Raw genomic sequence first — 11,889 nt, 5'->3', positions numbered from 1 at the left:
ACTCACGCCCCACCCCACGGGCAATCAGACCCCGCGCCAACGCATCCGACCGCGCATCCAACTCGCCGTAGGACAAGGCCTGTTGCCCGAACCACACCGCGGTCGCATCCGGCGTCCGCACCGCCCACCCACGGAACCGCTCCACCACCATCGACGCGTCCACATCCCGCGCGGTGGCGTTCCACCCGCTCATCACCAGGGCACGTTCGTCGTCCCCCGCCACTCCGATCCGCCGCACCGGTGCCGTCGGGTCCTCCACCACGCGCGTGAGGAATCCGGCCAGCGAGCGCTGGACCGCCCGCACCCACGCCCGGTCGTAGAGCGCCGCGTTCGCCTCGACGGTGATCTCGGTCCCCGAGCCCGTCCGGTCGATCAGTACCCCGAAGTCCTCGACCAGTCGGGTCGACACGTCCCGTGCGACGCCTCGGCAGTCGCCGAAGGCCAACTCCCCGGTCCGCGGCAGGATGTTCAGGTAGGGCCCGAAGTGCCAGCGGTCGCCCTCCGGCCAGCCCAGGTCCCGGCGTAGGTGCTCGCCGCGGTACCGCTGGTGGCGGAGGAGTTCGCCGACGGCTCCGTCGGCCGTCCGGGCGAGGTCGAGGAGGCTCGCCCCGGCCGGGACCGGGAATCGTAGGGGCAGCATGTTCGCCCGGGTGATGCGGGCCCGCAGGTCCGTCTCGCCCACGCGCCCGGTCATGGGCAGGCTGAGCAGTGCTTCGGCCGCACCGGTCATGCCGCTCACGAAGGCGCCGGAGGCGGCGGCGAGCAGCCGGGAGGTCCGCAGGCCGACGCTGTCCGCCGCGGAGCGCAGCGCGTCCGTTGCGGCGGGTGCGAGGCTTCCTGTCTCGCGGAGCACCGCTCCGGCCCCGGTCTCCCGGGGAAATCCGGAGACACCGGAAAGGCGTGGAACCTCGGCCAGTTCCGGCCGGTCCGAGAATCGGTCGTGCAGATACCGTCGGTCGTCGGTGAATTCGGGCGAGTTCCGGTACCTCGTCTCCTCGTCAAGTGCCTCACTCAGCGGGACGAACTCGGTTTCCGGATATACCGCGCCCCTGACGAGGGCCGAATACACGTCGGCGACCCGGCGCGCCATCAGTGTGCATGCATATCCGTCGAGCAGGAGGTGGTTATAGCCCTGGAACCAGCAGTGCCGACGGGAATCGAGACGGAAGAGTGCGAACGAGAACAGCCGCTCTCCGAGCGGATCTTCCACGCCGGCGAGTTCCTCGCGCATCCGGGATTCCAGCCACGCTCGCGGGTCGCCGTCGTCCCCGTCCGGCTCCTCGATGCGCAGCGACCATCGCTGAGCGGGGTGCGGTACAGCGCGTGCGCTGCCGACCGTGTCCTCGGCGAATCGCACGCCCAGGATCTCGGTCTCCTCGATCGTCCGGCGCAGCGCGGCCTCGAAGGCGGGCACGTCGAGTGCGCCCGTGATCTCGACGGCCTGCCCGACGCTGTAGAGCGCGCGAGGACCTCCGAGGCGCTGCGCGTGCCAGATTCCCTCCTGGCTGTCCGACAAGGAAAAGCTGCCACCGATTCGCTCGCTCATATCTAGGCCTAACCCCTATTCCCTCTCCATGGGCATGCAGCTGCCCAATGCGCCATTTCGCAGGAAACGCAAGGCAAAGAGCTTCCGCTCGGGAAGCTCCTGGGAATCCCCACCCGTGGACCGAAAAGCCCGGTGGAACGTCGTCAAAGCCCGTTCACGACCGGGGCCGGTCAATCAGAACAATACCTATCGGACGGTGTCGTCCAACCCGCCGTTCTGGTCACTTGGACGCGGTGGCCGCGCGCGGCTGTGACCAACCCTCGTATCGCTCCCCGGCCTTGACAAGGAGGGGGAAGGAGACCTCCACGACGAGCCCGCCGCCCGGCCTGGCGTGTGCGGTGAGGGTGGCGTCGTGGGCGGCGGCGATGGCGCGGACGATCGACAGGCCGAGGCCGTGGTGGCCGTCGCCGGCGGTGCGGTACATGCGCTGGAACGGTTCGAAGAGCTGGTCGACCCGGTCCTTGGGGACCTCGGGTCCGGTGTTGGAGACCGTGAGGACGGCGCGCCGGTCGTGGCGCCGCACGGTGATGTCCACGGTCCCGTCTGGAACGTTGTAGTAGGCCGCGTTGTGGACGAGGTTGGCGACCAGCCGCTCCAGGAGCGCGGTGTCGCCGGCGACCGGCGTCGGCTCGGTGCGGTCCTCGATCCGTACGCCGTGCCGCAGGGTCTCCGGGACCTGGGTGAGCAGCACGGACTCGTTGATCTCGGCCAGGTCGACGGGTTCGGTCCGTTCCACGCCCCGTTCGCTGACAGCCAGGGTAAGAAGGGACTCCAGCAGGGCTCCCTGGTGAGTGCTGATCCGCAGCAGGCGCTCGAAGTTCTCGCGGAACGACTCGGCGGTGGCGTCGCGGTCGAGGAGGGACTCCTCCAGGAGGGCGCGTTCCACCGTGAGGGGGGTGCGCAGCTCGTGGGCGGCGTTGGCGACGAAGCGCTTGTGGGACTCCAGGGCTGCTTCGAGCCGGGCGAGGAGCCCGTCGATGCTGTCGGCGAGTTCGCTGATCTCGTCGCGGGGCCCCGCGACGGCGAGGCGCTCGTGCACGTTGCTGGCGGAGATCCGGGCGATGCCGGCGTTGAGGGTGCGCATGGGCCGGAGCACGCGCCGGGCCAGGAGCCAGCTGAGCACGATGGAGATCGCCGCCATGATGGCGAGGGCGGTGCCGGACTGCACGAGGAGGTCGTGCATCTGGGCGTCGTGCAGATGCTCGGTCTGCCTGCGCAGTTGGTCGTTGAGCCACACGGTGAGGTCCTGCGGGGAGCCGGAGCCCGGGCCGGGCCGGATGACCGTTCCCGGTGACGAACCGCCTCCCGGTACCCCTTCGTCGTGGACGGCGGTGACGACGTTGTGGGTGGGGCGGTTGACGAGCAGATAGGTGATGCCGAGCAGGACCGCGCCGGAGGCGATGAACAGCAGCCCGAAGAGCATGGCGAAGCGGACCCGGACCCGGCGGGGCGTGAGAAGGCGGATCAGGACTCGCACCCGGGCGGCGGCGGGGCCGCTCAGCCAGGCGTGGGCGCGAACTCGGGTGCGGGCCAGAAGGTTTGTGGCCATGTCAGATCCGGTAGCCCTCTCCGGGCACGGTCTGGATCACGGAGCGGTCGACGAGTTTGGTCCGGAGCCGGTTGACCGTGGCCTTGACGGTGGTGGTGCCTGGGTCGGTGACCTCGTCCCACACCTTGGCGAGCAGCTCGTCGGCCGGGACGGTCCGTCCCTCGGCGCCGAGCAGGTAGGCGAGCACGCCGAACTCCTTCGCGGTGAGGGGAAGTTGGGTGCCTGCGTGGCTGGCGGTACGGCGGGCGGGGTCGAGCAGGAGGGAGCCGCGGGCGAGGACGGGTTCCCGCACGGGGTGAGCGCGGCGACCGAGGGCGCGGGTGCGGGCGAGGAGTTCGGCCCAGGCGAAGGGCTTGGGGAGGTAGTCGTCGGCGCCGAGGCCGAGGCCCTCGACGCGGTCGGCGATGGAGGCGGAGGCGGTGAGCATGAGCACCTTGGTGCGGACGCCCTCGGCGGTGAGTTCGGCGCAGACCTCGTCGCCGTGCACGTCGGGGAGGTCGCGGTCGAGGACGACCACGTCGTAGTCGACGTCGATGGCGAGGTCGAGCGCGGTCCTGCCGTCGTAGGCGGTGTCCACCGCGAGGCCCTCGCGGCGGAACACCCTGGTGATCGAGTCCGCGAGTTCCGCATGGTCCTCAACCACCAGTACCCTCATCGCTCCCCCTACGAGACACACGTCACGGACCCCAGGCTCCCCCATCCCGGGTCACACCCGGGTTACTCCCCTCTCAGGCTGGCGCACCGTCACCCGCCTGGCAACAACGGCCGTCCCGCGGTCGTGCCCGTCAGATCCGGTAACCGACGTGCGGGAGCGTCTCGATGACCGGCGGATCGCCGAGCTTCCGGCGTAGCCGGCTGACGGTGACCTTGACGGTGTTGCTGAACGGGTCGGCGTCCCGGTCCCAGGCCCGTTCCAGCAGTTCCTCGGCGGATACGACGGCACCGCCGGCGGCGAGCAGCACCTCCAGGACGGCCATCTCCTTCGGCGACAGGTCCACCTTGCGTCCGCCGCGGAGCGCGGTGCGGCGGGCGGGGTCGAGCTCGATGTCGCCGCGGACGAGGACGGGAGGCACGGCGGGCTGATCGCGTCTGTCCAACGCCTGGACACGGGCGATGAGTTCGGCGAAGGAGAAGGGCTTGGCAAGGTAGTCGTCGGCGCCGAGGTCGAGGCCGTCGACGCGGTCGGCGAGGGTGCCGGCGGCGGTGAGCATCAGGACGCGGGACGGGCTGCCCTGCCGGACGAGCGCACGGCAGATGTCGTCACCGTGCACGAGCGGCAGGTCACGGTCCAGGACGACGACGTCGTAGGCCCCGCTCGACGCCCGGCTCAGCCCCTGCTCGCCGTCGTGCGCGAGCTCGACCTCCATGGCATGCCGACGCAGCCCCCTCGCGACGCTCTCCGCGAGATCCTTGTGGTCCTCCACGATCAGTACGCGCATGACCCAACTCTGGCAGCAGGAAGGTCACTTAGAGGTAACAGGGGACATAAGTGGCTCATCACGGTCGTGGCCTCCGACACGGTGGACCACTCGGTGGAGGACCAGGCAGTCACGGACGCAGACACCAACACGCAGTCCCTCAGCGGTAGTTACAGCTGGCAACAGGGCGTTGTCAGTGGCGGGTGGCAGCATCGGGCGTATGACGGATTCCACGGCATTCGACTGGCGGTCCTTCCTGCTCGGGTGGAGCGGGGAGTGGGCGGACTCCCTGCCGGACGGCGAGACGCGGGGCGAGGGCGACGAGGCGGCGCGTAGGGCGCGCTGGCTGGGGTTCCCGGCTGCGTCGGAGGAGCGGATCGCGGCGATGGAGGAGCGCCTCGGCCGGCACATGCCCCCGTCGTACCGGGAATTCCTCAAGGTCAGCGACGGGTGGCGGCACGCGGGCGGGTTCGTGTCGCTGCTGGCGGGGACCGAGGACGCCCGCTGGCACAACAACGCGTCCGGGCTCGCGGACATGTTCGAGGAGCACCTGGACGAGGACGCGGGGCCCGAGGAGCGGCGGGAGTCGGAGCTCTGGCGGCGCGGGCTGCAGCTCGACGTCGAGTCCGACATCACGTACGTCCTCCTCGATCCCGAGGACGTGGACGAGGACGGCGAGTGGGCCGTCTACACGTGGTCGAGCTGGCGGGCCGAGCCGCCCGAACGGCACGTGAACTTCCTTGCGTTCATGCGGGACATGCACCGCGAGTTCCACAGCCTTCAGGCGCGCCGGAGCGACGGTGAGCCGGTGTTCGCCAATGACACGACGCGAAGACTGGACGCCCAGGTGGTGGAGGCCCGGCTGGAGGCGCTGCGCGGCGGCTGGGAAGAGGCCGTGAAGGCCCTGGACGAGGCCAAGGGGTACGGCAGGGCGCGGGCCGCCGGGCTGGGGGACCAGATACGCCGACTGCTCGGACAGACCTACATGGTGTACTACGACGGCCTGGTGACGGACCCGCAGTACGCACCGGACCTGCTGCCGCCGCTGGTCGCCGAGCACGCGAGGCACTCGTACCGGGACGACTCCACACTGGCGTACCACCTCCGGGGCGCCGACGAGGACTTGATGTCACTGGCTCACGCGACGCTGGATCGGGTGAGGGAGGGCGCGTACCGGTACACGGCGACCGGACCGTTCGGGGAAGCGGTCGAGCGGGCGCGGGAGTCGGCGCGGTGGGGCGACACCGACGGGGCATGGCGGACGCTGACGAACGCTCTTCCCCTGTGGGAGCCGCTGGGCCCGGACCATCTGGCGCCGCTGGGGTGGGTGGCCGATCCCCTGCTCGGGCCGCTGCTGACCCCGGAGCGGGGCCGCGAGCTGCTGTCCACGCCGAGGGGCGGACAGGTCGGCGAGGCGCCACCGCCGACGGCCGACCTCGACCCGGGCGACCTGGCGTGGCTCGCGGAACCGGACCGGGGCAACAACCGCACGTCGTACCGGTTCGTCCTGGTCGAAGGCACGGAGCCGGAGGAGTTGCCCGGACGCCTCGCGGACGCTGACGGAGACGGGGGCGGCACCGTGTTGAACGAACCCATGACCTTCTGGGAGGCGCTCCAGAGGTCTCGGTACAACCGGAGGGAGTTCTCGTCCTACGACGACAGGGCCCTCATGGCGGTCGGCCGGGCCGGCGCCGGCTGGAGCTTCGCCTTCGACGGCGCTCCCGCCCCGTTCGGCCGGCAGCGTTTCGTCTCCCCCGCCGCGACCGCCGGCGAGGGCACCCGCGCGGTGGTGGTGTGGAGCGGCTTGAGGTCACCGCACGGGAAGCCGTTCTTCCATCTCTCGGTGGCACGAGACGGTGCCGAGCAGTACGCGTTCACGTACGCGGACGGAGAGATCCGGCGGAGCGGGGAAATACCGCGGGCGCTGGATCCGAGCCGGTTCTTCGATGACCTGGAGGACAGCGCCCAAGCAGAACGACCGCTGCTGGAAGCGGTGGCGGAGGAGTTCGGGGCGTCTCTACCGCGTCATGCCATCACGAACGGGCGCCTGCACACCTTCACTACCCGCTCCTGGACTCGACCACCAAGGGACGGCGAGACGTACGCGACGATCCGCATGCACCCGGCAGCCACGCGCCCGGCGGACGGCAACCGGCCGGGAGACAGCGGGCCGAGAGGCGGGTAGGCAGCCCGAGGGGACGATGCGTGGAGGCGCCGGGTGGTCATCCCGGCCCGGAGCAGATGGACAGGACAGTGCCGGTTCTCGCCACGACGGGATAGATGGCTTGCTGCCCCAGAGGTCGGGGGACATCTAGGGTGCGGGGAACCCACCGACGGCCCGTTCATAGGTGTGCGCGACGCGCAGCACGGTGGTGTCGTCGAAGCGCCTGCCGGTGATCATCAGGCCGGCCGGGAGGCCGTCGACCAGGTCGGTCGGGACGCTGCACGAGGGGTGGCCGGTCGCGTCGAAGGGTGCGGTGTTGCCGACCATCGACAGCGCGAGGTGCAGGTAGTCGGCCAGGGAGACGTCGGCCGGCGGGATCTCCTTGGCCGTGTAGGGGACGGTGGGCATGACCAGCACGTCGTACCGGTCCAGTGCCGCGTCGTAGGCCGCGCGGACCTGCGGCAGGAGGCGGCGGGCCATGCCGTAGTACTTCCCGCCCCCGGCCTCGAAGGTGTAACGGCCGGACAGGCCGACGAGTTTGACGGTCTTGGAGAGGGTGGCGCCGCGCTCGACACGCCCCCGCGCGTAGTGGGCGATCAGCTCCGGGTCGTAGAAGTCGTCGGCGTTCATGCCGTAGGCGTTGCCGTCGAGCATCTGATACGCGGCGCCCTCCGTCGCGATCACGTTCCACACGTGGAGGGCGTCCAGGTGCCAGGGGATCGACACCTTCTCCACGGTGAGGCCGGCCGAGGCCAGCACGTCGATCGCGGCGTGGACGGCCTCGTCGACGCCGGGATCCGACACCGGTGTACCGAAGCCTTCCGTGACGACTCCGACGCGCAGGGCCGAGTCGGGCTCGGCGAGCGCCGCCAGGTAGTCCACCGGTTCGATCACGTCGGGCTGGCGCGGGTCGAAGCCGTCGACGCCGGCCAGCACGCCCAGCATCGCGGCCGCGTCGGCGACGGTGCGGGTCATCGGGCCCACGTGGTCGAGGGTCCGCTCGATGGGGAAGGCGCCGGTGTAGGGCACCAGTCCGTGGGTGGGCTTGTGCCCGACGATGCCGCAGAAGGCGGCCGGCATGCGGATCGAGCCGCCCTGGTCGCCGCCGAGGGCGAGGTCGACCTCGCCGGTCGCCACGAGCGCGGCACTGCCGCTGGACGAACCGCCCGTGTTCCGGCTCTCGTCCCACGGGTTGCGCACCGGCGCCGGATGCGAGGTGAAACTGGCGCCCGAGAAGCACAGGTCCTCGCACACCGACTTGCCGGCGATCATCGCGCCGGCGTCGAGCAACCGCCGTACGACGGTGGCGTCTTGGCGCGGGACGAAGCCCTCGACGGTGCGTGAACCGTTCATCATCGGTACGCCCGCGACGGCGATGTTGTCCTTCACCGCGACCGTACGACCGGCCAGTTGGCCTTCGGCGGACTCGTTGACCGAGGTCTTCACGTACCAGGCGCCGAGCCGGTTCTCGTCGGAAGCGGGTGACGTCCAAGCCCGGTCCGGGGTGGTGGGAGCCGCGCGCTCGTAGAGTCGCTCGACCGCCTCCGAGGCTGCGAGAGAGCCCGCCACGGCGGGTGCGTACTCCTCCAACTCCTCGGCGGACAGGCCGAAGTGGAAGTGCTTGTCGATCGCCGCGAGACGGGCGGCGTCAGGTGCGGGGAGTGAGGACAAGGGACGACTCCTTTTCAGCTGGACACCCATCAACCTAGAACATCGCGCCAATAGGTCAATACTTATTGACGTAACTTCGCGGTTAACCAGACCGACCGGGCCACCCGGGTCGAGCTGACCAGAACGGCTGGGCTACAGCGAGACCGGTCGCAGTCCGGTGGCGGTCGCCTCGGCGACGAAGAGGTCCTGGGTGACCCGGCCGTTGTCGTCCAACGTGACAGTGCCGCGCGGGAGTTGGAACCTGCCTGAGCGCATCGCCTCGGCGATCAGCCGCGGTTCGTCCGCGCCCACCCGGCGCGCGGCGGACCACCAGATGTGCGCCGCCTCGAACACCGACTCGCTCAGGGTCGACAGCGGCGGGGCCCAGCGGCCGTACGCCTCCCGATAGCGGTGCAGCAGTACGGTGTTGCCGGGCGACGCCAGCTGCTCGACGTAACCGGAGACGGCGTACAGGCCGGGCGCCGCGTCGGCTCCGACATGCTCAAGGGTCGACTCGTCCATGGCCGGTGCGAGCGTGACGCACTGCTCGCGCAGGCCCGTCGCATGGCACTGCCGCTCGAACGCGGCGGCGTCCGCGCCGACGAACGTGGACAGGACGATGTCCGCGCCCGAAGCCGTCACCGCCTCGATGACCCGCGTGAAGTCACGGGTGCCCAGGGCGGCGTACCGCTCCCCCACCACCCGTGCGCCCGATCGCGGCAGGATGCGACGGGCGGCCGCGTGCGTGCTGCGCGGCCAGCAGTAGTCGTTGCCGGCCAGGAACCAGCGCTTTCCGCCGGCCGCCCGCATCAACGGGCCCACTGCCGCCGCCAGTTGGTCCTCGTGGTGCTCGCCGAGCTGGACGCGCAGCGGGCCTGTGCCGCCACCCTCGTTCATGTGGGGCTGAATCAGGAGCACTTCGGTTCCGGCGAGGGCGCGCGAGACCGCGAAGTAGGTGGCGGAGGTCGTGGCGACGAGGATCGTCCGGCAGCCGGCCCGGACCAGTCGGCGGGCCTCGGCGACGCCGACCGCCGGGTCCGAGGCGTCGTCGCCGACCACCAGTTCCACCGGTCGGCCCCGCACCCCGCCCTCCGCGTTGATCTCCTCGACGGCGAGCATGGCCATGTGGTCCGTCGCGGCCCCGAACATGCTCCCCAGGCCCGACTTGCTGTTCAGCAGACCGAGCCGCGCATTCGGATTCGGCGCGGACCCGCGACCGGCAGGCAGGCCGCGGCGGCGCATCAGCCATTCCAGCCCGGCCTCGTCGAGCTCGGCGAACAGCCGGACCCTCGTCCCGCCTCGGTCGGCGTCGAACCGCAGCTTGATCCGGCCCCGCCAGGGCTGGTCGTGCACGATCTCGATACGTCCGCCCTGTCCGGCGTGGCCGCGTACGTTCCCGCGTGCCGGCGACGGCGGCCGTACCTCGCTGATCCGGCCGATGATCTCCACCATGTCGGATACCGGGCCGCCGAGCGGAGCGCCCATCCGCACCACGGCGCCCGCCGCGACCCGGTCGCACACGGCGTCGAAGACCCAGCCCGCACCCGTGCCCGCGCCGAACAGGCCGAACGTCGCGGCCGGCGATGCGGCGGTCCATTCCTCGGCGGGCAGCAGGAGTGCGGCCATCACGTCACCTCATCAGGCGGACCGGCTGTCCTGGACGTCGGGGTCGGCGGCCGCGGCCTCCGTCGCGGTGGCGGCGCGCCCGGCGTCGGCGAGCGCTCCCTGGAACAGCGCCTGGAGCGTCGCGATGACGTCACGCGCGGGTCCTGCCGGGTCGATCGAGTAGTGCCGGAACCGGCCCGCCTTCCGCTCGGTCACCAGACCGGCGGCGCGCAGGACACGCAGGTGGCTGGAGACTCCGGTACGGCCGATGCTGGTGATCCGCTCCGCAAGCTCCCCCACGGTGCACTCCTCGCGCTCGGCCAGCACGCCCAGAATCTGGCGGCGTACGGGGTCGGCGAGCGCGTCGAACGCCAGGTCTGCGGGCACCTGTGTTCGCCCCCTCCATAGGTCAGCGACGGTTGACATGTGCCAGCGTAGTCGAGGGTGCCGGACCGCTGCGCAGAGCCGCCCGCGTGGTCGTGACGCGCAGGCTGCCCGCTCGCTCACCGACTGCCCGGTCCGCCGCGTCTTCGCCCTGCTCTGGCCGGACACCCTGCGCATCCCCGCGGCCGCCGCCCTCCTCCACGCGCTGCGCGACACGGCCGGGCCGACGGACGACTCACCCGCGCCGTCGTGACCGCGAGTCGCCCAACAGCCCTGACAGTGCGGGCCGTTGCCGGGCAGGGGCAGTACCACAGGAGCCGACAGAGCGGCTGATCCAAGCCCCGGCCCTTACTCCGGCCGGCGCGGCGCCGTGGTCGACTCGCGCACCACCAGCCGCGAGCCGACACGGATCAGCCGGCCGGCGCCCTCCGGGCCGGGGCCGCCGTTGTCGGGGCGGCTGTCGATGCGGCGCAGCAGTTGCTCCGCGGCGAGTTCGCCGAGGTCGCGGGCTCCGTTGTCGACGACGGTGATCGGCGGGTGCCAGTACGGGAACCAGGGGGCCTCCTCGTGGCACACGAGAGAGAGCTGCTCCGGCACCCGGACCCCGAGCTGCACCAGGCCTCCGAGCACCCCGAACGTCGCTTCGTGGTTGGCGCTGTACAGCGCGGTGGGTGTGTTGCCCGCCGCCATCAGCCGCATGACCGCCTCCGCACCGAACGGCACGGTGTACGGGCCGCGTGCGCACAGAGCGGGATCGGGTTCGAGTCCGGCGGTGGCCAGGGCCGCGGCGAACCCCGCGTAGCGGTCGCGCCCGGAGTCGACGTGGGGCGGGCCGCCGATGAAGGCGATGTTCCGGTGCCCGAGGTCGAGCAGATGACGGACGGCCAGTTCGGCGCCGTCGCGGTCGCTGGCCATCACGGAGTCGCCGGGCGCGCTGTCGGGTGTGCGCATCAGGTTGACCACGGGGATGCCGGCCGCGCTCACCTCCCGGACCGTCGCGGTGTTGTCGCCGGTGCCCACGATGATCAGGCCGTCGACGCGATGGTCCAACAGCATGTCCAGGTAACGGCGTTCGCGCGCCGGGTCCGAGTCGGTGACGCACAGCAGCACCTGGTAGCCGCGTTCGTCCAGCCGCTGCTGGAGCACCTCGGTGATGCGGTGGAACGACGCGTTCACCAGATTCGTTATGACCAGTCCGACGAGGTTGCTGCGCCTGGTGCGCAGTCCGCTGGCGATCCGGTTGGGGCGGTAGCCGAGGCGTTCCGCCGCGGACTGCACCGCGCGCTTCGTCTGCGCACTGACCCGGCTGGAACCGCTGAGCACCCGCGAGGCCGTGCTCTTGGAGACCCCTGCCGCCTCGGCCACCTGGTCCAAGGTGACGGCCACCGGCCCACCCCCGATCGTGAAATCGATCCCATACGGCTCTCCTCACGCGCCGAGCCGTGATCGCCATCATGTCAGACGTGGCCGAGTCGGTGGCGTAAACAATGCGTTTCGCCAGCAGTTTCCGGCCAGAACGAGGTTGACCGTCCCCTCCGGCCGGTGTCACGGTGCTGTGCAATCGATCCCACAG

At 71.0% G+C, this 11,889-nt stretch carries 10 protein-coding genes; 2 read left to right on the top strand and 8 right to left on the bottom strand.

Features of this window, described 5'->3' with window-relative positions; genetic code table 11:
* The 4 genes from AC31A1_RS15470 to AC31A1_RS15455 form a co-directional block, all read right to left on the bottom strand.
* Positions 1–1,546 (bottom strand): condensation domain-containing protein (locus tag AC31A1_RS15470; RefSeq protein WP_489653869.1); only part of this gene is annotated, 1,546 nt, incomplete at its 3' end.
* Positions 1,547–1,766: 220 nt separating this feature from the next.
* On the bottom strand, positions 1,767–3,095 hold the full coding sequence (locus AC31A1_RS15465) for a sensor histidine kinase (protein ID WP_489653868.1): 1,329 nt from the start codon (positions 3,093–3,095) through the stop codon (positions 1,767–1,769).
* A gap of 1 nt (position 3,096) precedes the next feature.
* Positions 3,097–3,750 (bottom strand): response regulator transcription factor, encoded by a 654-nt coding sequence (locus tag AC31A1_RS15460; protein ID WP_489653867.1) that lies wholly within the window; start codon positions 3,748–3,750, stop codon positions 3,097–3,099.
* 130 nt (positions 3,751–3,880) lie between these two features.
* On the bottom strand, positions 3,881–4,534 hold the full coding sequence (locus AC31A1_RS15455) for a response regulator transcription factor (protein WP_450521725.1): 654 nt from the start codon (positions 4,532–4,534) through the stop codon (positions 3,881–3,883).
* A gap of 199 nt (positions 4,535–4,733) precedes the next feature.
* Here AC31A1_RS15455 and AC31A1_RS15450 point away from each other — a divergent pair, with 199 nt between their 5' ends.
* Positions 4,734–6,698 carry an SMI1/KNR4 family protein gene (locus AC31A1_RS15450; RefSeq protein WP_489653866.1) on the top strand — a complete coding sequence of 655 codons (1,965 nt, stop codon included), beginning with the start codon at positions 4,734–4,736 and terminating at the stop codon, positions 6,696–6,698.
* A 126-nt stretch (positions 6,699–6,824) separates the two neighbouring features.
* Here the strand turns inward: AC31A1_RS15450 and AC31A1_RS15445 are convergent, their stop codons facing one another.
* The 3 genes from AC31A1_RS15445 to AC31A1_RS15435 all read right to left on the bottom strand — a co-directional run bounded on the left by AC31A1_RS15445 (position 6,825) and on the right by AC31A1_RS15435 (position 10,319).
* A complete protein-coding gene (locus AC31A1_RS15445) occupies positions 6,825–8,348 on the bottom strand; it encodes an amidase (protein WP_489653865.1) in 1,524 nt (507 codons plus the stop codon).
* Positions 8,349–8,480: 132 nt separating this feature from the next.
* Positions 8,481–9,953 (bottom strand): substrate-binding protein, encoded by a 1,473-nt coding sequence (locus tag AC31A1_RS15440; protein WP_489653864.1) that lies wholly within the window; start codon positions 9,951–9,953, stop codon positions 8,481–8,483.
* Between the two features lie 12 nt (positions 9,954–9,965).
* Positions 9,966–10,319, bottom strand: coding sequence for an ArsR/SmtB family transcription factor (locus tag AC31A1_RS15435; protein WP_489653863.1), 354 nt, complete (start codon positions 10,317–10,319; stop codon positions 9,966–9,968).
* Positions 10,320–10,356: 37 nt separating this feature from the next.
* Here AC31A1_RS15435 and AC31A1_RS15430 point away from each other — a divergent pair, with 37 nt between their 5' ends.
* Entirely contained in the window at positions 10,357–10,569 is a 213-nt protein-coding gene (locus AC31A1_RS15430; protein WP_489653862.1) for a hypothetical protein, read from the top strand.
* A gap of 95 nt (positions 10,570–10,664) precedes the next feature.
* Here the strand turns inward: AC31A1_RS15430 and AC31A1_RS15425 are convergent, their stop codons facing one another.
* Positions 10,665–11,702, bottom strand: coding sequence for a LacI family DNA-binding transcriptional regulator (locus AC31A1_RS15425; RefSeq protein WP_489653861.1), 1,038 nt, complete (start codon positions 11,700–11,702; stop codon positions 10,665–10,667).
* Positions 11,703–11,889: the final 187 nt, after the last annotated feature.

Source organism: Streptomyces sp. P5F9, assembly GCF_057961495.1.
Note: the sequence above shows the minus strand (reverse complement) of the source record. Positions and strands in the feature narration are given on the sequence as shown.